Source organism: Glaciecola petra (assembly GCF_031846345.1).
GTDB classification, from domain to species: Bacteria; Pseudomonadota; Gammaproteobacteria; order Enterobacterales; family Alteromonadaceae; genus Glaciecola; species Glaciecola petra.
Map to the genome: position 1 here is coordinate 1257890 of NZ_JAVRHX010000001.1, position 24516 is coordinate 1282405.

24 protein-coding genes are annotated in these 24516 nt (G+C 37.9%); 13 read left to right on the forward strand and 11 right to left on the reverse strand.

What is annotated here, in order from left to right; genetic code table 11:
* Positions 1 to 5: 5 nt before the first annotated feature.
* A complete protein-coding gene (fadE, locus tag RM552_RS05595; RefSeq protein WP_311367786.1) occupies positions 6 to 2573 on the forward strand; it encodes an acyl-CoA dehydrogenase FadE in 2568 nt (855 codons plus the stop codon).
* Between the two features lie 130 nt (positions 2574 to 2703).
* On the opposite strand, the gene RM552_RS05600 is transcribed toward fadE, so the two are convergent.
* On the reverse strand, positions 2704 to 3339 hold the full coding sequence (locus RM552_RS05600) for a LuxR C-terminal-related transcriptional regulator (RefSeq protein ID WP_311367787.1): 636 nt from the start codon (positions 3337 to 3339) through the stop codon (positions 2704 to 2706).
* 212 nt (positions 3340 to 3551) lie between these two features.
* Here RM552_RS05600 and cmoA point away from each other — a divergent pair, with 212 nt between their 5' ends.
* The 6 genes from cmoA to RM552_RS05630 all read left to right on the forward strand — a co-directional run bounded on the left by cmoA (position 3552) and on the right by RM552_RS05630 (position 10318).
* Complete coding sequence (cmoA, locus tag RM552_RS05605) at positions 3552 to 4313, forward strand: carboxy-S-adenosyl-L-methionine synthase CmoA (protein WP_311367788.1); 762 nt, start codon at positions 3552 to 3554, stop codon at positions 4311 to 4313.
* Positions 4314 to 4373: 60 nt separating this feature from the next.
* Complete coding sequence (cmoB, locus tag RM552_RS05610) at positions 4374 to 5363, forward strand: tRNA 5-methoxyuridine(34)/uridine 5-oxyacetic acid(34) synthase CmoB (RefSeq protein WP_311367789.1); 990 nt, start codon at positions 4374 to 4376, stop codon at positions 5361 to 5363.
* Between the two features lie 163 nt (positions 5364 to 5526).
* Complete coding sequence (locus RM552_RS05615) at positions 5527 to 6417, forward strand: kinase (protein ID WP_311367790.1); 891 nt, start codon at positions 5527 to 5529, stop codon at positions 6415 to 6417.
* A complete protein-coding gene (locus RM552_RS05620) occupies positions 6402 to 7271 on the forward strand; it encodes an HAD-IIB family hydrolase (protein WP_311367791.1) in 870 nt (289 codons plus the stop codon). The genes RM552_RS05615 and RM552_RS05620 overlap by 16 nt, the downstream gene beginning before the upstream one ends.
* Before the next feature lie 4 nt (positions 7272 to 7275).
* Positions 7276 to 8502, forward strand: coding sequence for a glycosyltransferase family protein (locus RM552_RS05625; RefSeq protein ID WP_311367792.1), 1227 nt, complete (start codon positions 7276 to 7278; stop codon positions 8500 to 8502).
* A gap of 40 nt (positions 8503 to 8542) precedes the next feature.
* The gene (locus RM552_RS05630; RefSeq protein ID WP_311367793.1) at positions 8543 to 10318 is read left to right on the forward strand and encodes a sugar phosphorylase; all 1776 of its coding nucleotides are present in this window, start codon (positions 8543 to 8545) and stop codon (positions 10316 to 10318) included.
* 95 nt (positions 10319 to 10413) lie between these two features.
* Here the strand turns inward: RM552_RS05630 and RM552_RS05635 are convergent, their stop codons facing one another.
* Both RM552_RS05635 and RM552_RS05640 read right to left on the reverse strand, forming a co-directional pair.
* Positions 10414 to 11223, reverse strand: coding sequence for a DUF2189 domain-containing protein (locus tag RM552_RS05635; protein ID WP_311367794.1), 810 nt, complete (start codon positions 11221 to 11223; stop codon positions 10414 to 10416).
* A 142-nt stretch (positions 11224 to 11365) separates the two neighbouring features.
* Complete coding sequence (locus RM552_RS05640) at positions 11366 to 11893, reverse strand: hypothetical protein (RefSeq protein WP_311367795.1); 528 nt, start codon at positions 11891 to 11893, stop codon at positions 11366 to 11368.
* Between the two features lie 167 nt (positions 11894 to 12060).
* Between RM552_RS05640 and RM552_RS05645 the strand changes: the two genes are divergently transcribed.
* From RM552_RS05645 to RM552_RS05670, 6 genes are all read left to right on the forward strand, one after another.
* A complete protein-coding gene (locus RM552_RS05645) occupies positions 12061 to 13287 on the forward strand; it encodes a pyridoxal phosphate-dependent aminotransferase (protein ID WP_311367796.1) in 1227 nt (408 codons plus the stop codon).
* A gap of 64 nt (positions 13288 to 13351) precedes the next feature.
* A complete protein-coding gene (gene yfbR / locus RM552_RS05650) occupies positions 13352 to 13957 on the forward strand; it encodes a 5'-deoxynucleotidase (protein ID WP_311367797.1) in 606 nt (201 codons plus the stop codon).
* 314 nt (positions 13958 to 14271) lie between these two features.
* Positions 14272 to 15594: an anti-phage deoxyguanosine triphosphatase gene (locus RM552_RS05655; RefSeq protein ID WP_311367798.1), complete on the forward strand. Its 1323-nt coding sequence runs from the start codon at positions 14272 to 14274 to the stop codon at positions 15592 to 15594.
* A 57-nt stretch (positions 15595 to 15651) separates the two neighbouring features.
* Positions 15652 to 16665: a protein-methionine-sulfoxide reductase catalytic subunit MsrP gene (msrP, locus tag RM552_RS05660; protein ID WP_311367799.1), complete on the forward strand. Its 1014-nt coding sequence runs from the start codon at positions 15652 to 15654 to the stop codon at positions 16663 to 16665.
* A 4-nt stretch (positions 16666 to 16669) separates the two neighbouring features.
* A complete protein-coding gene (msrQ, locus tag RM552_RS05665; RefSeq protein WP_489753034.1) occupies positions 16670 to 17317 on the forward strand; it encodes a protein-methionine-sulfoxide reductase heme-binding subunit MsrQ in 648 nt (215 codons plus the stop codon).
* Between the two features lie 64 nt (positions 17318 to 17381).
* Entirely contained in the window at positions 17382 to 17753 is a 372-nt protein-coding gene (locus tag RM552_RS05670; RefSeq protein WP_311367801.1) for a hypothetical protein, read from the forward strand.
* Positions 17754 to 17777: 24 nt separating this feature from the next.
* Here RM552_RS05670 and RM552_RS05675 read toward each other — a convergent pair whose 3' ends face one another.
* The 8 genes from RM552_RS05675 to acpP all read right to left on the reverse strand — a co-directional run bounded on the left by RM552_RS05675 (position 17778) and on the right by acpP (position 24336).
* Entirely contained in the window at positions 17778 to 18443 is a 666-nt protein-coding gene (locus tag RM552_RS05675; protein ID WP_311367802.1) for a pyridoxamine 5'-phosphate oxidase family protein, read from the reverse strand.
* A 2-nt stretch (positions 18444 to 18445) separates the two neighbouring features.
* Positions 18446 to 19216 (reverse strand): TatD family hydrolase, encoded by a 771-nt coding sequence (locus tag RM552_RS05680; protein ID WP_311367803.1) that lies wholly within the window; start codon positions 19214 to 19216, stop codon positions 18446 to 18448.
* Entirely contained in the window at positions 19216 to 20121 is a 906-nt protein-coding gene (locus RM552_RS05685; RefSeq protein ID WP_311367804.1) for a DNA polymerase III subunit, read from the reverse strand. The genes RM552_RS05680 and RM552_RS05685 overlap by 1 nt, the downstream gene beginning before the upstream one ends.
* Entirely contained in the window at positions 20118 to 20756 is a 639-nt protein-coding gene (gene tmk / locus RM552_RS05690) for a dTMP kinase (RefSeq protein ID WP_311368283.1), read from the reverse strand. Before tmk ends, RM552_RS05685 begins: the two co-directional genes overlap by 4 nt.
* 36 nt (positions 20757 to 20792) lie before the next feature.
* The gene (gene mltG / locus RM552_RS05695; protein ID WP_311367805.1) at positions 20793 to 21821 is read right to left on the reverse strand and encodes an endolytic transglycosylase MltG; all 1029 of its coding nucleotides are present in this window, start codon (positions 21819 to 21821) and stop codon (positions 20793 to 20795) included.
* Entirely contained in the window at positions 21818 to 22717 is a 900-nt protein-coding gene (gene pabC, locus RM552_RS05700; RefSeq protein WP_311367806.1) for an aminodeoxychorismate lyase, read from the reverse strand. The genes mltG and pabC overlap by 4 nt, the downstream gene beginning before the upstream one ends.
* A gap of 19 nt (positions 22718 to 22736) precedes the next feature.
* On the reverse strand, positions 22737 to 23975 hold the full coding sequence (fabF, locus tag RM552_RS05705; protein ID WP_311367807.1) for a beta-ketoacyl-ACP synthase II: 1239 nt from the start codon (positions 23973 to 23975) through the stop codon (positions 22737 to 22739).
* A 121-nt stretch (positions 23976 to 24096) separates the two neighbouring features.
* Positions 24097 to 24336, reverse strand: coding sequence for an acyl carrier protein (gene acpP, locus RM552_RS05710; protein ID WP_311367808.1), 240 nt, complete (start codon positions 24334 to 24336; stop codon positions 24097 to 24099).
* Positions 24337 to 24516: the final 180 nt, after the last annotated feature.

Consider the following 24516-nt stretch of genomic DNA (forward strand, 5'->3'; position numbering starts at 1 on the left):
TTGATATGTCAGATTTAATTTGGTTTTTAGTATTTGCACTTGTATTTTGCGTGGTAGCATACAAACGCTATTCACTCACAACCTGCCTTGGCGCACTAACAGCGACAATGCTTATAGGTTCTATCGTGGGTTCAATAGGTATACTCGGCTGGTTATTGTTTGCAGTAATCGCGTTGCCTATTGCTTATAAACCCATTCGATTGGAACATATAAGTACAAAACTATTAGCATTTTACAAATCAGTTTCTCCTGAGATGTCTGATACTGAACAAGAAGCAATAGATGCTGGAACCGTTTGGTGGGATGGTGAATTATTTTCAGGTAAACCAAACTGGCAGAAGCTTCATAATATTGCTAGTCCAAGGCTTAGCAGTGAAGAACAAGCATTTTTAGATGGCCCCTGCGAAACAGTATGTTCAATGGTTAACGAATGGCAAATCAACCATGTAGACGCAGATTTATCAGACGATATATGGGCGTATTTAAAAGAACATAAATTCTTCGCTATGATCATCGAAAAGAAATACGGTGGATTAGCATTTTCTGCATATGCACAGTCAAGAGTACTTCAAAAACTAGCAGGGGTAAGTGCGGTATTATCGTCAACTGTTGGCGTACCAAATTCACTTGGACCAGGCGAATTGTTGCAGCACTATGGTACTGAAGAACAACAAAATCATTATTTACCTCGCTTAGCAAATGGTGATGAAATACCTTGCTTCGCGCTTACAAGCCCAGAAGCTGGTTCAGATGCTGGCGCAATCCCTGATACAGGTATAGTTACCAAAGGCAAATTTGAGGGTAAAGAAGTACTCGGTATGCGTCTTACTTTTTCAAAGCGTTATATCACCCTAGCCCCAATTGCTACAGTGGTCGGACTTGCATTTAAATTGCATGACCCAGACGGTTTGTTGGGAGACAAAAAAGAGCTGGGTATCACTTGTGCACTCATTCCTAGAGATACAGATGGGCTCAAGATTGGTCGTCGGCACTTTCCCCTAAATGTTCCTTTTCATAATGGACCACTTCAAGCTGAAGATATGTTTGTGCCGATTAGTTACATTATTGGCGGCGAAAAAATGGCCGGTAAAGGTTGGCGTATGCTCATGGAGTGTTTGTCGGTAGGACGCTGTATAACACTCCCCTCATCGGCGGCGGGTGGAGCTAAACAATTAGCATTAACAACTGGTGCCTATTCGCGTATTCGACGTCAATTCAAAATGCCAATAGGTCAAATGGAAGGTGTCGAAGAAATGCTCGGCAGAATCGGTGGTAGTGCATATATGATGGATGCAGTAACCTCCTTATCTACCGCGGGCGTAGATTTAGGAGAAAAGCCTTCGGTAATATCTGCAATTTGCAAATATCATCTAACCGAACGTATGCGTACTATTGTGAATGACTCCATGGATATACATGGCGGTAAAGGCATATGTTTAGGACCAAACAATTATCTTGGACGAGCTTATCAAGGTGTGCCTATTTCTATTACGGTAGAAGGCGCGAACATTCTGACTCGAAACATGATGATTTTTGGTCAAGGTGCTATGCGCTGTCACCCCTATGTTCTTCAGGAGATTTACGCCGCTCAGCAAGAAGATAAGCAAAAGCAACTCGAAGATTTTGATACAGCAGTGTTTGGACATATTGGCTTCGCCATATGTAATACCGTTCGAACGGCTTGGTTTACTTTGAGTCGTAATGTTTTATCTAGTGCGCCATTTAAAGATGAAACCGCTAGGTATTACAAACGCTTACAAGGTTATAGTGCTAACTTGGCATTATTGACAGATATTTCAATGGGTGTTTTGGGTGGCTCATTGAAACGTCGAGAGCGTTTATCTGCAAGACTAGGTGATGTATTGAGTCAATTGTATTTGGCATCAGCAACCTTAAAGCGTTTTGATGAACAAGGACGAAATAAAGAAGACCTGCCCTTCTTAAACTGGGCATTACAAGATAGCTTATATCAAATTGATGTGGCAATTGATGACTTTATACGTAATTTCCCCAATTCGGCAGTATCTGTTTTGTTGCGAATAATCGTGCAACCGTTTGGTAAGTTAAGCACTAAACCTAGCGACGTAATAGAGCACAAAATTGCGCATATATTACAAACGCCAAATAGTGCACGAAGCCGCTTAGGTGATGGTCAATATTTATCACGAGTAGAAGGTAACTTGTTTGGTGATTTAGAACAGACGCTAGAGAATATAGTGAAGGTTGAGCCTCTCTTCAAAAAGATCTGCAAGTCCTTAGGTAAAAGTTTACAAATGACTCAACTTGATCAATTAGCAGAACAAGCGTTAAAAGCCAATATCATTTCGCAAGAAGAAGCGCAGCTCTTGATTGATACTGAAGCCGGAAGACTCAGAACAATCAACGTAGATGATTTTGATCCACAAGAGTTAGTTTCTGCGACTAGTAAAGTTGGCGTCACTGCAGCACCAAAACGGAGTCCCAGAAAAAAACCAAGCGCTAAAACAACGACAAAACCAACAGCTAAAACACCGGCAAAGGCGGCAGTTTCCAAAGCAAAGCCTAAAGCGCCTCGGAAAACTAAAGCAGCTTAAGCGTTCCCAGGTTATTCTGGCATTATAAGTTGAATAGTAAAAAGACCAACATGCTTGCGTGTTGGTCTTTTGTTTTTGGAAACGCCATTATCGCGCTTTTAAACAAACGCAAATAAAAAATAAGGATGAATTAGTCGAGTTGTAGTTTCTCAATCGCCACAATAATTTGTGTGCGCGACTTAACGTTTAATCTTTTGAATAACATACTGATATGCGCTTTCACTGTTGCCTCAGTCACATTTAATGTGTCAGCAATTTGTTTATTCATTAGTCCTTGCTTCACCAAACGTAGTACCTGAAATTGTTTTGGTGTCAACTCTTTAACTTTTTGGGCAATTTCAATCGTATCAGACGAAACGTTCTCAATTTTTTCTGCTATTCCTTCTGGTAACCATTGTTGGCCAGACAATACTTGTTTTATTGCTGCTACCATTTCAAGAGTAGGCGTCGTTTTGGGCACGAATGCATTTGCGCCAAAATCCATTACTTGAGCAATTACTTCAATAGAATCAGATGCTGAGACGACCACAATTGGTATATCAGGGAAAGACTGCCTAATACGCAAAAGGCCATAGAAATTTTCACAGCCTGGCATATTTAAATCCAATAATATGACTGAAATATTTCGTTGACGTCTTAGTACTTGTAAAGTGGAGGTGAAGGAGTCTGACTCTAAATAGTTAACCCCTTGCAATTGGCTTTGCAAAGCAGCTCTTAATGCTTCTCTATACAACGGATGGTCATCAGCCAATAAGAACTTTAACATGGGGACACTATTTCCTTTCTAACCTTTATTGCTTTGGTTAAATGACTTCACTCAGTTTAAATTGCTTTACCAAATATATTGGAATACAAAAGTGAAAAATAACAATTGGTAAGCAAATCTTTCTGAGTTCTATAACCAATTGGTAATTTTACTGCTATACTTCAAGCTTACCTGTAGTACCATTTTTATTCAACTAATGTGTATTTTTTAACATGAAAAAAAGCAAGGACAAGTTTGCACCGGACACTATTTATTCGGAACAGCTAACTGATGTAGAAGAATTTAGTTTTAACAAACAGGTTGTCGATGTGTTCCCCGATATGATCAATCGTTCTGTTCCCGGCTATCAAACTATAATAGATGGTATTGGTGAATTAGCGGCACTATTTTGTCCGGATAATGCACAGATATACGACCTTGGTTGTTCAATTGGGGAAGCCAGTTTATCTATAGCTAAACGTTTACAACAAAAGAAACCCAATATTGAGGCGATTGATAATTCGCAAGAAATGATTGAAAGGTGTGAGCAACATGTAAAAACCTTTCAATATGGTCAATATATCAATATTCATAAAGACGATATAACATTAAGCACCTTATCTTCTTGCCATATGGTAGTAATCAATTTCACACTCCAGTTTTTAGCTAAAGATACTAGGCAAGGCCTTATTGAGAAAATATACCAATCCCTAGCGCCTGGCGGTATTCTGATATTAAGTGAAAAATTAGCTTACGAGGAACCCACCATTGACAATACTTTGGTTGCGTTACATCACAAGTTTAAACGTGATAATGGATATTCAGATTTAGAAATTAGTCAAAAAAGAAGTGCATTAGAAAAGGTGATGCAACTAGATACCGCCGATGACCATATTGAACGTTTAAAAGCCGCAGGCTTTTCTTATGTTTGTAGGTGGTATCAACATTTTAATTTTTCATCTATGGTTGCGATCAAAGCTAAAAATTTGGGTTAATTGATTCATGTATAAAATCGTTTTAACGACCTATGGTCTGCAACTAACAGGCATTGTTTAATGAGCAGTAAATTTAAATGGCGTAGTCTGTTTTATCAGTCACTTCTCAATACTAAAATGGAGAAGTACTTAGCAGACTTTGCAGACAAGCTAAATGATTGGGATACTTGTGGAAATGTAAAAGAGAAGACCAAACTCAGTAAACAGTTAGCGTCATTGCCAGAATGCAATAATGTTCAATTAGACATAAACGATATTGTCAGCATTGCTTCAGACTTACCTTTATCTGAAGGGGAAAGAAGAAAAACCATCTCTATACTTAAGCAATTTATGCCCTGGCGTAAAGGTCCTTTTAGCTTTTTTGATATACACATTAAAACTGAGTGGCGTTCAGACTGGAAGTGGAATAGAGTGCTGCCGCATATAAAAAGCCTTAAAAACAAAAAGGTATTAGATGTTGGTTGTGGAAGTGGTTATCACTTGTTTAGGATGCATCAAGCAGGTGCTTTGCAAATAATAGGAATTGATCCTACAAGTTTGTTTTTCTATCAGTTTCAATGCTTTAAACGATACATGCCCGAACAAAATATACACTTCCTACCAATTGGCATTGAAGCAATGCCCAGCACCCAATATTTTGATTGTGTGTTTTCAATGGGTGTTCTTTACCATCGACCTGATCCCATAAAATTTTTAAAAGAATTGAAACAGCAGTTGGCGCCTGGTGGACAATTAGTGCTTGAAACATTAGTCGTAGAGGGTGATAAAACAACAGTGTTGGTGCCTAACGAAAGATATGCCCAAATGAGCAACGTATGGTTTATACCAAGTGTAAAAGCGCTAATCGTTTGGCTAGAAAAAGTAGGCTTTGAAGATTGTAAATGTGTGGATATTGGTTTTACCTCTACGGATGAACAACAGTCAAGTGAGTGGATGCAAAATCAATCGTTAGTTGATTTTTTGGACCCCGAGAACCATTCTTTAACAATTGAAGGTTATCAAGCGCCCTTACGCGCCGTTATCACAGCTTCAGTCGCCTCGACAAAATAAACATAGTCTGCGGTGTAAAGACTTTGGCATTAAAATTGAAGTATTAGGAATTAACAAAACAATTGCCATATATTGTACTGCACAAAGTCTACATCAAGACTACGTTAATACTGTGGTAATAATAAGCTAAGTTTATGATTTAATGTGACTTTGGAGTTCTTATTTGAACATTGATACTGTAGTACATGACTTTATTATAAAAGAAAGGTTACCAAAAGAATATCGACATATCGCACTTAAATGGTTCGTCCCATTAGCTAAGACCCTATCCAAGCACCATGATGGTGCAGGTGGAACATTGATAATCGGGCTTAACGGTTGCCAAGGCTCAGGAAAATCAACCTTAAGCGCATTGCTCACTCAATTACTGACACAAGTATTCGATAAAATGTCTATCTCAATGTCGATAGACGATTTTTATTATAGTCGAGCACATCGTAAAACATTAAGCGAAACCGTCCATCCTTTGCTGCAAACAAGAGGCGTGCCGGGTACGCATGATGCAAACCTATTACTTAGTTGCATAAAGGCGCTAAAAAACCAGCAACATTGTGAAATACCTGTTTTTGATAAAAGCATCGATGATGTGCTACCGCCGAATCAACATATCCAAATAAAAAAAGCATTTGATATCGTAATTTTAGAAGGATGGTGCGTTGGGATGCTTGCCCAAGAAGACGGTGAATTAACAAAAGGCGTAAATGATTTAGAAATAAATGAAGACCCTAATGGCATATGGCGTCGTTTTGTAAATAAATCACTAGAAACAACTTATCAAACTGTATTTTCTGAAATAGACTACTTGGTAATGTTGCAAGCACCGAGCTTTGCTAGCGTCTATAATTGGCGCCTACAACAAGAAAATAAATTAATAGACACACTCAAGGCTAAAAATTTGCCACTAAATAAAGCAATGAATGAACTACAGGTTGGCCGTTTTATTCAGCACTATCAAAGGCTAACTGAATATGCATTAGACATACTGCCCGCCCGCGCCGATGCTTTGTTTATACTTAATCAACATCGAGAAATTATAAAATGTCAAATGACGTAATTAAACAAATCATGCCATTGACAGACAAGCATCAGGCTCTTGTTTTTAGTGATCTAGATGGCACATTACTTGACCATTATAGTTACAGTTTTGAAGAGGCTGAACAAACCATCGAGGCGTTAAAACGTTATCAAATACCGCTTGTTTTAAATACAAGTAAAACCTTTGATGAAGTTTTGGCTATTCAAGATGAAATGCAAATACATGGGCCATTTGTTGTTGAAAATGGTGCTGCAATATACATCCCAAAATCATTTTTTCCTGAAAAACCCAAAGGCACGACTTGGCGTAATGGCTTTTGGATGAAATCATTTACACACAAAAGGCAACATTGGCAAAACATATTGAAAAAATTGAACGTAGATTTTGAAGGTTGTTTTGAAATGTTCTCAGAAATGCCGATTGAACGGATAATTGAGTTAACTGGATTGGACCAACAAAGTGCTATCAATGCATCCAAACGAGAGTTTGGAGAGCCTTTATATTGGCACGCCAATGAAGAATTAAAAAAGCAGTTGATTAATTCGGCAACTAATTTAGGTGCTTCTCCCCTTCAAGGTGGACGATTTTTACATATTGGTGGAAATACTAATAAAGGAAAAGTCTTGAGTTGGCTTTGCAATGAATTTGAAAGACAAAATCAGGGTCAGGTAACCACAAGTATTGCGCTTGGAGATGGAAATAATGACATCGCAATGTTAGAAGCGGCAGACGTGTCGGTCCGTATTACTTCTCCCGTTAATCCGCCTCCTATTCTACAAAAAACTAAATTAGTATATACGTCACCTGTTGATGGTCCGAAAGGATGGAGTCAGGTGCTTAATCAACTTATTCCAATTTTACAAATAAGGTAATTACATGGCAGATTTTTATCAAAATGGTATTGTGACAACGCTGCACAATTTAGAAAATCGCTCGGTCGAAGCGCTCGAAAGTGAATTAAATGAATTCGCTAAAAAGCGGCCTTTAGGCTTAATTTTGCCTAGTTTATTTTCAGAACTAGAGGGTAAAGCTTTACCTGCAACAATCGATCATATTGCTAAAGTCCCGTACTTAAATGAAGTTGTCATCGGCTTAGATAGAGCTACTAAAGAACAGTACCAATACGCCTTAAAATTCTTTTCTCATTTACCACAGCAACACAGAGTCTTATGGAATGATGGCCCTCGACTACAAGCCCTAGATGAAGAATTACGTAAGTTGGGATTGGCGCCGAAAGAGTTGGGCAAAGGTAGGAATGTCTGGTATTGCATGGGTTTCGTTTTAGCCTCTAATAGAGTGGAGAGCGTGGCTTTACATGATTGTGACATACTGACATATGATCGCTCTTTATTAGCTCGATTAATCTACCCTGTTGCGAATCCGCAATTTAATTATGAATTTTGTAAGGGGTTTTATGCGCGTGTTGCCGATGGCAAAATTAATGGGCGTGTGTCGCGGTTATTGGTCACACCATTATTACGAGCGTTAAAGCATACCTTAGGCCAAAACGATTATTTAGAATTTATGGACAGTTTTAGGTATCCACTTGCGGGAGAGTTTTCATTTAGACGCGACGTCCTAAATGATATCCGTATTCCAAGCGACTGGGGGCTAGAAATCGGCGTTTTGTCAGAGATGCACAGAAATTATTCACACAATCGCTTATGCCAATCTGATATCGCCGATGCTTATGATCACAAACATCAAGACCTTTCTTTGAATAACGACCAGGGTGGTTTATCAAAGATGTCAATAGATATTACCAAGGCCTTGTTTAGAAAGTTAGCTACCCAGGGTACTGTTTTCAATACAGAAACCTTTAGAACAATTAAAGCAACTTATTTCCGAATTGCCTTGGATTTTATTGAAACTTATCACAATGATGCTGTGATGAATGGTTTGAAATTAGATATTCATTCAGAAGAAAAAGCGGTTGAGTTATTCGCAAAAAACATAATGAAAGCAGGCACGAGCTTTTTGGATAACCCTATGGAAACGCCCTTTATACCAAGTTGGAATAGAGTAGTAAGTGCTAAACCTGATGTACTTGAATGCCTTTTACGTGCAGTAGAAGAAGACCATAAAGAATTTCTAGGCCAATAAATGCGCTGGTATATAAATTGACTATTTTCAGGAACTATTAATGGAATTTGCTATCGATTTACAACATAAAATAAATCATCACTTAAACACTATTTATGAAGGCTTACTGAGCGATGTGGAATTAACAGCGTTGTCCCAACAACTCATTGAGACCATGCGTATAAATACGCGTAACAAAGCAAGTAAAGTAGAAGCTCATGCGAATTTATGGTCGCAAGAAGATGTTATTTTAATTACATATGGTGATTCCATAATTGAAACGAATGAGTCGAACAGTGAAGGCTTAAATAAAGCGCCCTTAAAAACACTCGATAATTTTTTAAATCGCTACTGCAGGGCAACCATCAATAGCGTGCATATATTGCCATTTTTTCCATATAGCTCAGATGATGGTTTTTCGGTGATTGATTATTCGACGGTAAATCAAGGATTAGGAGATTGGCAGGACATAAGCAGTATCTCTGAGAACAGTAAATTAATGGTCGATTTAGTAATTAATCATTGCAGTGCCCGCAGTAGGTGGTTCGATAACTTTTTACTCGATAAAAGTCCTGGCAAAGGATTCTTTTTTGAAGCTACACCAGATGATGATATTAGCAATGTAACACGACCACGCACCAGTCCTTTGCTCAAAGAAGTTGAGACTAGTAAAGGTACTAAACATGTATGGTGTACTTTTAGCCATGACCAAGTTGACTTTGATTTCCGAAACCCGGAAGTCCTAAGTGCTATGGTCGAAATAATTCGATTATATTTAGACAACGGTGCTAAGTTATTCAGACTAGATGCAATCGCATTTTTGTGGAAAGAAGTTGGCACTTCTTGTATAAACTTGCCCAAAACCCATGAAGTAGTACGGTTGTTACGAACGCTCATAGAGAATGCTGCCCCAGACACCATTATTATCACTGAAACAAACATTCCCAATAGAGAAAATCTCACTTACTTTGGAAATGCAAATGAAGCTCATGCGATATATAACTTTTCTTTACCTCCTTTGCTATTAAATACCCTTCTAACGGGTTCGTGCAATTATCTTAAACGCTGGATGATGAGTATGCCTCCAGCGCAAAATGGCACTTTTTATTTTAATTTTATTGCATCTCATGACGGTATAGGTTTACGGCCCGCTGAAGGTTTATTGAGTGAAGACGAGATTTGGGCGTTAGCAGATAGTATGCAAAAGTTTGGTGGGAAAGTGTCTTCTCGCAGCACAGCTGATGGCAAGCAAAAACCCTATGAATTAAATATCGCTTTAATAGATGCTTTACAAGGTGATGTGAGTGGGCCAGATGAATACCAATTACAACGTTTTCTTTGTGCTCACGCAATTATGTTTGGTTTAGAAGGTGTTCCCGGCCTTTATATTCATTCTTTACTTGGAACAACAAATGATTATGACAAAGTCACACATACAGGACAAAATCGATCTATTAATCGTCATAGATGGGAATATGCCGATTTAGTCAGTGAATTAGACGATGTGCATTCCTTGCATCATCAAGTGCTTACACAAATTTCGCAACTATTATCAATACGTAAAAGCCAAGCTGCTTTTCACCCAAATGCTACTCAATTTACACTGCAGTTAGGTGACCAAGTGTTTGGGTATTGGCGTCAAAGCATAGATCGAATTCAAAGTATATTTTGTATATCAAATATATCGAAAGAGACTCAACATATACGCTTAAGTGATATTAACTTAATTGGTACTGACGAATGGGTAGATTTATTGACACAAAAAATCATTTGCGAACAAATGGAATACATCGATCTAGAACCTTATCAAAGCATGTGGATATCTAATCGTTTTTAATAACTTAATAAAAAACGCCGCGTAAAGCGACGTTTTTTTATCTACTATTAGTTGACCTTCATTATCCGCTAAGTTTTACAATCATTAGGCTGTTTTTAAACGAATTTTCTAGCTCGTTTTGTTTTTATGGTTTGAATATAACCATGCCAAGTTGCATAACCGAGTACTGGCATTATAAAAATAAAGGCAATAAAGGCTGTAAAAAATCCGAGTAAAATGGAAATAAGGATTACACATGCCCAAACAAACATAGCTTCTTTGTTTTTCCAGACAGCGTTCATACTACTCAAAACAGCTGTTGCCAAATCTACTTTACGTTCCAACAAAATTGGCTGTGTAAACACGCTAATAACAAATACAAAAACTGAGAATGCACCGCCGACAATCGTACCAATTAGCAAAAATGGCCAAATACTCGCTAAGCTAGTATCTGAATAATTAGGGTTAAGCGCATGGATCAAGCTAGCAACCCTTAACCAAAATATCATAAGTATCATGAGCATTATGCCAAAGCCCCATTCATTCACGGCATTTCGCGACATTGCTTTAAACGAATGACGAAGTGAAGGTTTGTGCTGTTTTTCAAATTGCCATGAAACATCATATAAACCAGCAGCTAAATATGGCCCTAGCAACATAAAACAAATCATTGCAGGGAAAACTACCATATAAAATTCAGATTCTCTTATTAAATAAGTAATACCTAAAGGAATAAGAGCAAAGATAATTCCATAAGTAAGACTGATTACTTTAGCATTTTTAAAATCGTTAATGCCAAGTGCGATCCATTTGAAACAATCGAATTTTGCTAAATCAGCAGCGGGTAACACCCTAGCTATACCAGTATTTGCTAGCGGGTTATCGGATTCTTCTGTAGAGGATGTTTGATCAGCGTGTTGAGTCATAAATAATCACCTTAAGTGAATGGAAAATAGCAAATGAAAATGTACCTTTTAAGTAAAGTACATAAATGTCATCTCTTCAATACTTTAAATGATTAATATTAACATTCAAGCTCAAAAACCTGCAGGAATTAAGCTTATGGTCTTACTTTTTAACTAATGCTCGATTCCATTTAATAGGAACATCAAAAAATTCACTTAAGAAGGTGTTTAAATCTGAGAAACTAGTGACGGCAACCTCATGATTGACTAGCATTTCAGCTACAAACCTATGGCAATTTTGATCAAACAAGTGGTAGTCTAACAAGGTAAATAATTGCTTACGTGCCCTGTTTGCGGCTAAACAATTTGCTAATACCTTGTTATTGGGTTTACATGCCACATAAATATGCGTGCCAGAACGATTGCCTAAAAACCTTTCCGGAGAAACACAGCGCACTAGTCCCTTACCAGAGAGTTCATAAATCGTATTCTCGTACCATATACCGGTGTGATCTAACACACCGTAAATACCACACGTGACTATACTACCATTGACGGGTATAGATTTTTGGTCACTTTCACCAGGCATTGCATCCACGATATCGTGGTGTTTTAAATAGGCGACATTCGCTTTGTTGCTCGCATATAATCCCAAGCAAGCCGCGCCAAGCCAAATCAAGGGTGCTGGCATCGCATTATTCTCCTAAGCAAAATCCTATAGTTAACTATACGCTAAATTAAACAATTAACTTATACGAAAATTGTTTCAAATCTTTACTTAACACAGCAAGCTCATTGGTTTACTCTTACCCACTTACTATTTATACCCTTCTAATTTAACTCGGATCTTTGTTTTTTATGCCAATTCCTCCAAAAATTATGCAATCTTCAAAATTGGCTAATGTTTGTTACGACATTAGAGGCCCTATTCTTGCTCAAGCTAATAAAATGGAAGAAGCGGGTGAAAGAATACTCAAACTCAACATAGGCAACCCTGCCCCATTTGGATTTGAAGCGCCCGATGATATTTTGAAAGACGTAATTAGACAGTTACCAAGCGCGCAAGGTTATTCAGACGCACAAGGCATTTATAGCGCTAGGGTCGCTGTAATGCAGTATTACCAACAAAAAGGTATTTTGGATATCGACATTAGCGATGTTTATATTGGCAACGGTGTAAGCGAAATGATCACCATGTCAATGCAAGCCTTACTTAATTTAGGTGATGAAGTATTAATACCAGCACCGGATTATCCTTTATGGACGGCAGCAGTTAATTTGTCGTCGGGAAATGCCGTTCATTATCGTTGTGATGAACAATCAAATTGGTTTCCTGATATAGATGATATCAAGTCTAAAATAACCGCAAACACTAAAGCAATAGTCATTATTAACCCTAATAATCCAACGGGTGCCGTTTATTCTAAGGAAGTTTTGCTAGAAATTGTCAAAATAGCACGAGCGCATAATTTGATTATTTTCAGTGATGAAATTTATGACAAAGTTTTGTTTGACCAAGCAAAACATCAATGTATTGCTGCACTTGCTCCTGACATGTTCTGTGTCACATTCAGCGGATTATCAAAAAATTACCGTGTTGCCGGTTTTCGAGCAGGTTGGCTATTAGTCAGTGGCAATAAAAATATAGCAAAAAGTTATATTGAAGGTTTGACCATATTATCATCTATGCGAATGTGTGCGAATGTTCCGTGTCAACATGCCATTCAGACTGCCCTTGGCGGTTATCAAAGCATTAATGACTTGGTCGCAAAGGAAGGTCGTTTGTTATCTCAGCGCAACTTAGCAAGTGAGAAGCTAAATGACATTCCCGGTATTACTTGTATGAAACCCCAAGGCGCAATGTATTGTTTTGCAAAAGTTGACGAGAAAAAATTTAACATTAAAAGTGATGTTGATTTAATTTTAGATTTACTCAAACATAAAAAGATATTGCTCGTGCATGGCAGTGCATTTAATTTATTTGATGGTTGTTATTTTAGATTGGTGTTTCTGCCATCATACGATACTTTGGTACCTGCTCTTGAAAGCATGGAAGAGTTTTTTCTTAATTATAAGCAGACGTAAATTAATCTAGCATTATATCTCACGTTAATTACAGGCTATAAAAGTAGCAAATAGGATAAAATTTATGCAAGAACAAAGTGTCTTCATGGCATGGATAACTAGGATGCCACTATTAGAACGGTGGGCACTCATGCATTGTTTTCAATCTGAAAACGTCTCAGAGCATTGTCACCAAGTCGCGGTAATTGCACATATATTGACGGTAATTAAAAATAAACGCTTTGGCGGTAAGCTCAATCCAGAAAAGGCCGCGACTTTAGCGATTTACCACGAAGTATCTGAAACTAAATTGCAAGACTTAAATACCAATACTAAATATCATAATCCTGAATTTACAAAAGCATATAAAAACCTGGAAGATTTAGCAGAAAAAGAATGTTTGGCATCATTGCCTGATGATTTGCAGGAAGAAATGGCGCCGTTGTTAGTGCAATCGCAAGTGGACCCTGAATACAAAAAAATAGTAAAAGCAGCAGACATACTCCAAGCATATGTCAAAACACAAAACGAACTTCGATTTAATAATGTGGAATTTTGTCATGTGGAAAAAAATCTAAATAAAAGCTTGCAAGTGTTACAAAAAGAATTGCCCGAAGTACAGTGCTTTGTCGACATTTTTTTGGAAAGTTGTACGTCTACTGTTGATAAATTAATTCATCCCGAAATGTGATTAAAATGCATGTAAAATAAATATGCTAATTTAAATGCGCAACAATAAACGATTGCTAATTATATCGTTGAGCAGTAGTGTTAATTCTCTCAAACAAAAAAGTTTATCAACTCGACCTTTAGTTATATCATTGATAAATCAAAATTTAGTCACACAGACTACTGTAATAGGCACTATACCTCATACATAAAAGACGATGATGTTAATGCCTTTTAGGCCTTAAATACTAATGAGATAAAAAATACAATGAGTACTTATTTATTTGGAAACGATAATCCAGTGATTGTAACTACAATTCGAGAAAAGACAATTTAATGGATATTTGGTCTCAACGATTAGGTACACGAAATATAAAACGAGATGGTGACCATCGCAACGCTTTTCAGCGAGATAAAGCACGAGTATTGCACAGTGCATCTTTTCGGAGATTACAAGCAAAGACACAGGTAATGGGTGTTGGTGTTAGCGATTTTTTTCGCACGCGATTAACACACTCACTTGAAGTTGCACAAATAGGCACAGGCATCGCAGCTCAATTAGCGATAAAACAAGCGTCATTGTCTCAAGAATTGGAGATAGACCCACATTTGATAGAGACAATATGCCTCGCTCACGATTTAGGACACCCTCCTTTTGGCCACGGCGGTGAAATTGCACTTCATTATATGATGCACAAATATGGTGGGTTTGAAGGTAATGGACAAACCTTTAGAATTCTAACAAAGCTTGAAGCCTATTCTGAAAGTGACGGTATGAATTTGGCAAGGCGCAGTCTACTTGGGATTGTAAAATATCCAAATTTCACATCAGTTCTCAACAATACGGCGATAATCCCTGATGTTAGCCAACGTTTTTCACAAGTTAAAGCAGGCTCTTGGCATCCACCAAAATCATTATATGATTGTGATAGGTCTGTGTTTGATTGGATAATGGAACCAGTATCGGTTGAAGACAAAACAAATTTTATGGTATTCAAGCAGAGTGACAGCAAGCATGCTAAAACAATCCATAAATCAATAGACTGTTCAATAATGGAACTAGCCGATGATATCGCTTACGCTATTCATGATTTGGAAGATGCAATAGTGATGAATTTAGTCAACGAGGCGATATTTGAAGATGAAGTCAGTAATATTATTCGTGATCTTGAAGTTGAAGGCTTAAGCGAAAATATCCAACAAATCCAAAAGAAATTATTTGGACAAACAGCGTATCTGCGTAAAAATGCTATTGGAGCTTTGGTCAATGTTTTTATTACTGCAATATCTATCCATCGCAAACATGTCTTTGAACACGCCATTTTAGATTATGTAGCAGTGCTACCAGAGGCAGCAGAATTTGCATTAAATTTATTTAAGAATTTTGTCTTTAAGCATGTGATCAAAAAACCTGACATTCAACTAATAGAATATAAAGGGCAACAAATAGTGATGAGTTTGTTTGAGGCATTTAGCAGCGAGCCAGAACGCTTATTACCCCACAATACAAAGCTTAGATGGGAGTCTACCGAGGAAGAAAACGATAAATACAGAGTCATAGCAGACTATATATCAGGCATGACCGACGAATATGCCAATAGAATGTATGCTAACTTATTTTTACCTAAATCACATAATATGAGTGATTCTCAGCAATAGCTGCAATCTTTTCAGAAGTTTCACGGTCATATTAACAAATCACAAAAGGCCGTACTTATGTTAATAAAATCTAAACAAGCCAGTCAAGCTCGCGAACAAGATGTGACCGACGAGTCTATTTATCACAACCGTAGGTCGCTTTTAAAAAATTTAGGCTACGTAGGTTTAGGCTCGTTAGCGCCAAGCTTAGGAACGATGGCCAAGGCAGATTGGTTTAGTTCTGATAAAGAAAAAATATTCGAAACACAAAAATTACAGTACGTCAGCAGTACATATAATAAATCTCCTGTTGTTAGTGATAAAACCCCAGAAGATGTTGCTACCAGTTACAACAATTTCTTCGAATTTGGCACCAGCAAATCTGACCCAAAAGAAAAAGCGCAAGATTTTACAGTTGACCCATGGAGTCTACGCATCGATGGCCTTGTAGAAGAGCCATTGACGCTTGGTTATGATGATTTATTCAAATTGTTACCTTTAGAGGAAAGAATATATCGTTTTAGATGCGTAGAAGCCTGGTCTATGGTAATCCCATGGATAGGCTTCGAACTTGGTAAACTTATCGCCTTGACTAAACCCTTAAGTAAAGCTAAATATGTCGCATTTTCAACTTTATACGATCCTGAGCAAATGCCTGGCCAACGCAGTCGTTTTGTTGGCGGCGGTGTAGACTATCCATATGTAGAAGGTTTACGTATAGACGAAGCTATGCACCCCTTAGCTTTACTAACAGTGGGTATGTATGGCAAAACCCTACCGCCACAAAATGGCGCGCCGATAAGACTAATGACACCTTGGAAGTATGGTTTTAAAAGCATAAAATCCATCGTCCACATCAAATTAGTCGACAAAGAGCCGCCTACTAGTTGGAAGCGTTTAGCTGCTAACGAATATGGTTTTTATGCAAACGTAAATCCTGAGGTGGCGCACCCGAGATGGTCGCAGGCTCGAGAACGCAGAATCATGGGCAAAGGTGTTTTTAATCAAGAACGAATTGATACACAATTATTTAATGGTTATAGCGAAGTAGCGCCATTATACAATGATTTAGATCTTCAAAAAAACTACTAAATATATGACATTTTATTTGGTCAACAAGCCGATACGAATTGATGCTAGATATATCAACCTAACAAGGTTGTTTATTCATTCAGCTTCCCTTTTATATTTAACGTGGACATTATACGCGGCGATTGCAGGACTATTGCCAGGCGATCCCGTGCAGTATTTACTAGACTTTACTGGTATTGGAGCGCTTAATTTATTATTGCTCAGCCTCACTATCTCCCCTCTTAGCCGAGTCTTCAAATTTATACAACTCATACGAATACGGAAGACACTTGGCGTTTATGCAGCAATCTATGCATTAAGTCATTTTGGTGTATTCATCGTTTTTGAACTGCAATTTGAATGGCGATTGATAGTAAGTGAAATCATCGACAGGCCATATATCACTGTTGGGTTTTGTTCACTTTTCATATTAAGTTTGTTGCTAGTCAGCTCTTTTGATTTTGCAAAGTCTAAACTAAAACGCAACTGGCAACGTTTGCATAATTGGGTATATTTAGCGCTAGCCCTGGCTTGTCTTCACTTTTTATGGTCTATAAAATCCACCGAAATAGAAGCCATAATATATTTTGCAATGGGAATCGCTGCTCTTTTACTTCGAAGGGATAAGCTACTGAAGCCTCTTAAGCAAAAGATAATAAAAAATAGAAAATAAGTACTTGCCTAATTACTTATACAGTAGTACTGTATATACATACATATTGTATAGGTAACCAGTTATGAATACTTCAACACAAGAAAATGTATCAGCAAAGTTTGTTAACCCTACTGCTAAAAATATTCAATGGGACGAAAAGTCAATTGAGCACAGGCGAATGAGTACAAGTTCTGCATGGGTATTTAACTTAAGTAAGCATTATCGCTTCGCCAAGGCTGATGCAAGACAACTACAAGTTAATTCGAATAATAAACAATTCGAATATATTTGCAGGTTACTCAAGGCAAATACTTGTGAAGTCATATATTTTGATGAAGACTTTAGTTTTGAACAAACTCAAATTATTCGTAAATTACAAAAAAGTACAGGCACGCAGTTACACAGTGCAAAACTAGCTTATCTATTTGAAGATAATTTAGCTTTGGCGAGCTAAGGATGAATTTTTTGGCTCTTGTTATTAAGGATTAACGCTCTTTTCACACCATGTTTCATCAATGAGGCAATTAGCATTTTCATCAAGCTTGGGCTTATTTACGCTGTATATTATACGTGTTTGTGGTTGAGTTTTAAGGTGTAAATAATCCACTTCTAGGGGTGAGAAAATAAGTACTGCAAAATTAGCTGGCAATGTCTTATAACACTCGGGGGATGAATGTTCTTTCGGAATACTGCTTTTTTTGGCTTCGTTTTGGTTTTGGCTTTGGTTTTGAATCGCATCACTTTTAGGTGAGGGCCAATAGAATTGTGACTTAGCTGCATCTGATAGCGTATTCCAAACTACTTGTAGAAGACTTGTTGTCGCAAGGGTCTCTTCGCCATCGTTTTTAGTAAGCCTATGCATTACCACCTTAGACTGAATCCTGTATTGCTCTCTCGTGATAGAAAAATACCAACAAATTTCAGCTTCTGCTAAGTTTGCAAAGTCATTAAATTTAGCACTACGTGTATCGCTAATAGCAATGATACTATTTGAGCCGTCTAAAAATCCTCTATGCACCATAGTTCGATTGCGTGGCTTCCCATCACTATCTACCGAAGCTACTTGAAAATATTTAGATTCAGGCTTGCTCCTATGTTTATGTAAGCTGCGAGCTAACGATTGTCGCCAAGGTGGAAAAGACATTGTTAACTTTTTACTCTATCGAAAAGCGTGTAAAAATTATGGCTTGTTTGCTCAGCTAATTGTGTTAGCGGTACCCCTTTAAGCTCTGCAATAAATTTAGCCACATCCACCACGTGTTTAGGCTGATTCTCTTTACCTCTATGCGGAACAGGTGCTAACCAAGGTGAATCAGTTTCTATTAATAACTTGTCGAGTGGAATTTTCTTTACGGTTTGTTGTAATTCCTTTGCAGAATTGAAAGTAACAATACCAGAAATAGAAATATAAATACCCATTTCTATAGCCGCTTGTGCCATTTCCAAACTCTCTGTAAAACAATGTAATACTGCTCCTGTAGACCTTTCATAATGCGCATTTAAAAGTGAAAGGGTGTCTTCTTGAGCGCTTCTAGTATGGATAATTAATGGTTTTTTAAGCAAATTCGCCGTTTTTATGTGGTCGACAAATGAGGTCAATTGTATTGCTTTTGTATCTTCACTATAATAATAGTCTAAGCCAGTTTCCCCAACTGCTACCACTTCATCTCGGGAACAAACCCTCAACAACTCGTTAGCCGTAGACGCATCTTCTTGATGCAATGGGTGTACACCACAAGAAACAGATACATTCTTAAAATGCTTAACTTTGTCAAACATTTGTTCATATTCTTTTACCGATACAGCAACACACAGCATATGCTCAACACCAGCCAGTGTTGCTTCATTAACGGCGTTATCTAATTCGCTCTCATTAAGCTTGAGGCGGTCTAGATGACAATGAGAATCAACAAACATTATTGGCCTTCCCTATTTTGGACTTTATTAAAAAGCTGACTTAATAATAAGCCTTTATTGATTCCAGCTTTATTACTCAAACTCTTGCAACGACTGCATTCATCTAAAATTTTCTCTAAACTGTTTAATACATGTTGACTATTATTAGCCAGCAATTCAGTTTTATACTCATTTTTTGCCCACTGATAAGTCCAAGTAAAAATCGTCGATAGATGATTCATCCATTTGGTCGCCATGCTTTGAGGACTTAGATTGCAGTCCAACAGTTGTTCAAGATCACCTGTAAACAATAAAAGTAGATCTTCATCGCTTGTAAGAGCATCTAAGTAAAGTAAAGGAGAGCCTGAGTAAGCATCGAGTCCTTGTTGATTAACTGTCTTATCTGTTTTTTGTTGCAACCACGCTAAAGATTCCTCTACTTTTGGTAAGGACACTCTGATTTTTTCGCAACGACTTTTAATAGTAGGCAACACATATTGCAGTTCAGTGGTAGACAGCAGTATATATGTGTTTGAGTTAGGTTCTTCTAATGTTTTTAATAATGAATTACTTGCCGATTCTGTTAAACGTTGAATATCGGGAATAATAACTACTTTATTACCCAATAATTGTGATGTGCTAACTACAAAATCTCCAACTTCACGAATTTGATCAACACCAATACTTGGTTTATCAGATTTGACCCATTTTATATCAGGATGAGACTGCGCAACAAATAAAGCACAAGACTTACACTGTCCACATGCATTTTTACTCTCACACACGATGGCCTTAGCGAGTACAACGATTAAATGTTCTTCGCCACAACCTTTAGCCGCATCTAACAAAATACCATGATGCAATTGTTGATTTTGCAACCTTACAAATAAATCATTTTGGATAGTCTGTAACCACGGAAGATTCATAGTGACCTGTTTTGATACCAGTTGTCTAATGCACTTAACACATCTTTTTTTACCTCGCCAACGGATTGGCTTGCATCTATCTGAATAGCGTTAGGCATACTTCTAATCGTATTTATATATACCTGACGAGCACGTTTAAAAAAATCTAAACCAGCCATTTCAATTCTATCCAATTCACCGCGTCCTCTTGCCCGCTCAAGACCCAAACTGGGATCAATATCTAAATACAAAGTAAAGTCAGGGACAAAATCGCCTAGCGTTAATTGACGTAGTTGATGTAATTTTGTTAACTCAACCCTGCGACCACCTCCTTGATAGGCCAAAGATGATAAATCATGTCTGTCACCAACTACATAGTAATTGCTGGCTAATGCTGGCTTAATCACGTTTTGCACTAATTGTGACCGCGCCGCGTACATTAGAAGAAGTTCGGTCTCTTGTGTAACCTCTTCCTCAGCCCAAGGGTGCTTTACACACTCTCTTATAGCTTCTGCCATAGGAGTGCCGCCAGGCTCTCTAGTACATACGACTACTTGACCTTTCTTGCTTAAAAAGTCTCTAATAGCATCTATCACAGTGCTCTTGCCCGCACCTTCTAATCCTTCTACAACAATAAATCCTGAACTATGCAAAATATTCTCTTATTGGGTATTCTTTTATTGATTATTATTTTATTGTTTATTGTTAAGCGTCTCTAAGTATTGCCGCACCGCTTTATTGTGATCCGCAAGTGTTTGCGAAAAAACATGTCCACCACTACCACTGGCAACAAAATATAAATTATCAGTTATGTCTGGCCGAGCAGCGGCATTTATTGACGCCCTACTCGGCATAGATATAGGTGTTATTGGCAAACCTTTTATTATATAGGTATTGTAAGGTGTGGGAGTTCGTAAATGAAGACGTGTAATATCGCCATCGTAGTCTTCTCCCACGCCATAAATAACGGTTGGGTCAGTTTGCAAGCGCATATTTCGCTCTAATCGGTTGCTAAAAACACCCGCAATTTCACCTCTTTCTTCGCTTAAAGCAGTTTCTTTCTCAATAATGGATGCTAACACTAATAATTCATATGCATCAGTAATTGGCGTATCAATATATCTGTCTTGCCAAGCCTGTTTGACTACACTTTCCATTGCTTTATAAGACCGTGTAAATACGCTAGACGCTAAGTCATTATGAGTATAAAAATAGGTGTCAGGTAATAGACAACCTTCGATACTCTGATAATCGTTTTCACAAAAACTTCCGTCAGTTACCAAATACTGATAAAGCCCATTAGCCGAACGAACATCATTTTGTAACGAATCAAGCAAGGCAATTTGCGCTAACCAATTTGCAATTGTATCGCCTTCTACAAGGGTAATACTAAATTGTTTTTCTTGGCCTAAAGCGAACATACTCATAAGCTCAGTAAAATTGGCATTGGGTGGCAACTCATACATCCCTGCTTTTATAGAGCTTACCTCAGGATTTAATCTTAACCACAATTTAAAACCAATGCTGTCAACTTTTGCATATTCTGTTAATCTTTGTTTAACAGAATAAACACTAGAACCTGGTTTTATTTCGAACAATAACGGCGTCTGGTTATTCAAAATAGTGTTATCAATTGCCGTTACTTTAGTATAACCCACAAATAAAAAACATAATGACATGACGACTATGCTAACAATAGTTATTAATATGAATCGTTTCATTCTAATACTAACTCTGAATATAATGTATTACTGGCGAACAGAGACATTAATTCTTTTACGGTAGACTGGTCGGTGTCGTTCAGTGTAATACTCTCATTAGCTTTATTTTTTAAATGCAAATGTGAAACGGGTATGACTAAAGATATTGCATTTGTTAGAAAAACTGATTGGGCTTGTTGTAAGTCATCAATATAAATATCACGTGTTTTTATTTCTATACCTTGTTCAAGCATAGTCTTCATGACATGTCTCCGCATTACCCCGTCTACCCCAGCGCTTTCTATACGAGGCGTACACCAATACCCAGCTAACTTTACAAAGATATTAGCAGATGTCGCTTCGACAAGCCTATTATTAGAATCTAGCATGATAAAGTCATCAAGATAAGAGTAACGTTTTAGACGATGTTTAGCGAGGACCTGTTCTAGACGATTTAGATGCTTTACACCAGCGAATAAAGATTGAGAGGCTAAAGAAAAATCACATACTCCCAAATGATATTCATAATCTAAAGACATTTCCTTAGGATACTGTGGAGGTAGACAATCATGCACCGTGATATATATGTTGACGGTGACTTGGTCTGGTGTTTGATATCCGCGTCCACCAACACCACGTGACACAAGAACTTTTATGGCTTTATGTTGACCATTGTATTGTGATTTTATGTTTTTTAGCGGAGATAATAAGCCTTTTTGCAACTCATTTTTATCAAGGTTGAAAGATAAACAAGTGGCATCGTCGAACAGCCTGTCAATATGCTCTTTCAAGAGACAAAAATTATCACCATTAAATAAAATGCTAGTAAAGCAACCATCCCCATAATTCATGGCCCTGTCACGTACATCGACACTCGTCGATGCAGTCACATAATAGATTTCAAAATCATCTGGCAATGGGCCGCCCTTATTTAATTTATGGCTTTACAAATAATAAAGAACCATTGGTGCCACCAAAGCCAAAAGAATTACACAGTCCATAATCGGCCTTAAATGAAGCCGCTTTGTTTGCGACAAAATCTAAATCACAACCATCACTTGGATTATCTAAATTTATAGTAGGCGGCGCTATTTGATCGCGCAGCGCTAATATAGTAAATATCGCTTCAACTGAACCTGCTGCACCGAGCAAATGGCCAATCATTGATTTTGTTGAACTCACCTTTAACTTTGCCGCATGCTCACCAAATATTGTTTTTACAGCGGCGACTTCGGCTATGTCACCTGCAGGTGTGGATGTACCATGAGCATTAACATAGCCAATAAGATTTCTATCGACTTTTGCATCTACTATTGCATTTTCCATTGCTTGAGCCGCACCTGCGCCATCTGCAGGGGGAGAAGTCATATGAAAAGCATCACCGCTCATACCAAAACCTACTAATTCGGCATATATTTGAGCGCCCCTTGCCTTTGCACTTTCATATTCCTCAAGCATGACCACACCAGCGCCTTCTCCCATCACGAAGCCGTCTCTGTCTTTATCCCAAGGACGACTTGCGCCTTGAGGGTTAGCATTGTTCGTAGAAAGCGCTCTCGCTGCGCCAAACCCAGCAAAGGCTAGCGGGGTAATAGTTGCCTCTGAACCGCCAGCAAGCATTGCATCAGCATCACCGTAGGCAATAGTTCTGGCGGCAATACCTATATTATGAACACCCGTGGTGCAAGCAGTAACAACATTTAAATTAGGCCCTTTTAAGCCTTCCATAATTGAAAGAAAGCCAGAAATCATGTTTGTGATTGTCGATGGAACAAAAAATGGAGATACTCGCTTGGGTCCGCTGTTGGTTAGCTTTTTGTGATTTTCCTCAATTAAAGGTAAACCACCAATGCCTGATCCTATCGACACTCCAACTCTCGCAGCATTGGCATCATTTATGGTTAGACCTGAATCTTTAAGAGCTTGCATGCCAGCAGCAATACCAAGCTGAATAAACCGGTCCATTTTTTTGGCTTCTTTTCTAGGAATATATTCTTCAACATCAAAGTTTTTCACTTCGCCTGCAATTTTAGCGTTGAACTCTGCTGTATCAAAGCATGTAATATTATCAATACCGCTTTTGCCCGCTAAAATGCCTGACCATGTTGAATCAACATCATTGCCAAGTGGCGTCAGCATACCCATGCCGGTTACAACTACACGACGTTTGCTCACACAACCTCCTCAGTTTCGACTTCTTTGTATTATTATAATAAGGATAAATACAAGAAATTGCTTGATTTTCAGATATAAAAAAACGGCTCCCGTTTGAAGAGCCGTTTTTCTAAAAGCATTCTTACGCGTCGTTGTTAGCGTTTATGTAGTCAACCGCCGATTGAACAGTGGTTATTTTTTCAGCTTCTTCATCTGGAATTTCAGTATCAAACTCTTCTTCCAAAGCCATTACCAATTCTACTGTATCCAAAGAGTCAGCACCCAAATCATCTACAAAAGAGGCCTCGGATTTTACTTCTTCTTCTTTAACGCCCAATTGCTCTACTATGATTTTTTTTACGCGTTCTTCAATGTTACTCATAATTACAGGTTTCCTTTACATACCTAAAATAAAATAGCGGGGCATAGTTTATTGACCTTACCCTCGCCATGCAAGCTTAACCAAGCATTTATTCTGTGGTCGAACCACAGAATGTAAATTATTCGTTAAAACAAGCCTCGTATCAACTGTTATTTAGTGCTAAATCAATAAAAATCAATA

What these genes read in the sequence shown, in the direction of transcription:
- acpP (WP_311367808.1), bottom strand. Translation starts at nt 24,336, where the DNA reads ATGAGTAACATTGAAGAACGCGTAAAAAAAATCATAGTAGAGCAATTG.
- RM552_RS05640 (WP_311367795.1), bottom strand. Translation starts at nt 11,893, where the DNA reads ATGCCAGCACCCTTGATTTGGCTTGGCGCGGCTTGCTTGGGATTATAT.
- RM552_RS05635 (WP_311367794.1), bottom strand. Translation starts at nt 11,223, where the DNA reads ATGACTCAACACGCTGATCAAACATCCTCTACAGAAGAATCCGATAAC.
- cmoB (WP_311367789.1), top strand. Translation starts at nt 4,374, where the DNA reads ATGAGCAGTAAATTTAAATGGCGTAGTCTGTTTTATCAGTCACTTCTC.
- RM552_RS05680 (WP_311367803.1), bottom strand. Translation starts at nt 19,216, where the DNA reads ATGTTTGTTGATTCTCATTGTCATCTAGACCGCCTCAAGCTTAATGAG.
- RM552_RS05600 (WP_311367787.1), bottom strand. Translation starts at nt 3,339, where the DNA reads ATGTTAAAGTTCTTATTGGCTGATGACCATCCGTTGTATAGAGAAGCA.
- RM552_RS05675 (WP_311367802.1), bottom strand. Translation starts at nt 18,443, where the DNA reads ATGTCTTTTCCACCTTGGCGACAATCGTTAGCTCGCAGCTTACATAAA.
- msrP (WP_311367799.1), top strand. Translation starts at nt 15,652, where the DNA reads ATGTTAATAAAATCTAAACAAGCCAGTCAAGCTCGCGAACAAGATGTG.
- fadE (WP_311367786.1), top strand. Translation starts at nt 6, where the DNA reads ATGTCAGATTTAATTTGGTTTTTAGTATTTGCACTTGTATTTTGCGTG.
- cmoA (WP_311367788.1), top strand. Translation starts at nt 3,552, where the DNA reads ATGAAAAAAAGCAAGGACAAGTTTGCACCGGACACTATTTATTCGGAA.
- RM552_RS05625 (WP_311367792.1), top strand. Translation starts at nt 7,276, where the DNA reads ATGGCAGATTTTTATCAAAATGGTATTGTGACAACGCTGCACAATTTA.
- mltG (WP_311367805.1), bottom strand. Translation starts at nt 21,821, where the DNA reads ATGAAACGATTCATATTAATAACTATTGTTAGCATAGTCGTCATGTCA.
- RM552_RS05620 (WP_311367791.1), top strand. Translation starts at nt 6,402, where the DNA reads ATGTCAAATGACGTAATTAAACAAATCATGCCATTGACAGACAAGCAT.
- RM552_RS05645 (WP_311367796.1), top strand. Translation starts at nt 12,061, where the DNA reads ATGCCAATTCCTCCAAAAATTATGCAATCTTCAAAATTGGCTAATGTT.
- msrQ (WP_489753034.1), top strand. Translation starts at nt 16,670, where the DNA reads ATGACATTTTATTTGGTCAACAAGCCGATACGAATTGATGCTAGATAT.
- RM552_RS05670 (WP_311367801.1), top strand. Translation starts at nt 17,382, where the DNA reads ATGAATACTTCAACACAAGAAAATGTATCAGCAAAGTTTGTTAACCCT.
- RM552_RS05630 (WP_311367793.1), top strand. Translation starts at nt 8,543, where the DNA reads ATGGAATTTGCTATCGATTTACAACATAAAATAAATCATCACTTAAAC.
- yfbR (WP_311367797.1), top strand. Translation starts at nt 13,352, where the DNA reads ATGCAAGAACAAAGTGTCTTCATGGCATGGATAACTAGGATGCCACTA.
- RM552_RS05685 (WP_311367804.1), bottom strand. Translation starts at nt 20,121, where the DNA reads ATGAATCTTCCGTGGTTACAGACTATCCAAAATGATTTATTTGTAAGG.
- RM552_RS05655 (WP_311367798.1), top strand. Translation starts at nt 14,272, where the DNA reads ATGGATATTTGGTCTCAACGATTAGGTACACGAAATATAAAACGAGAT.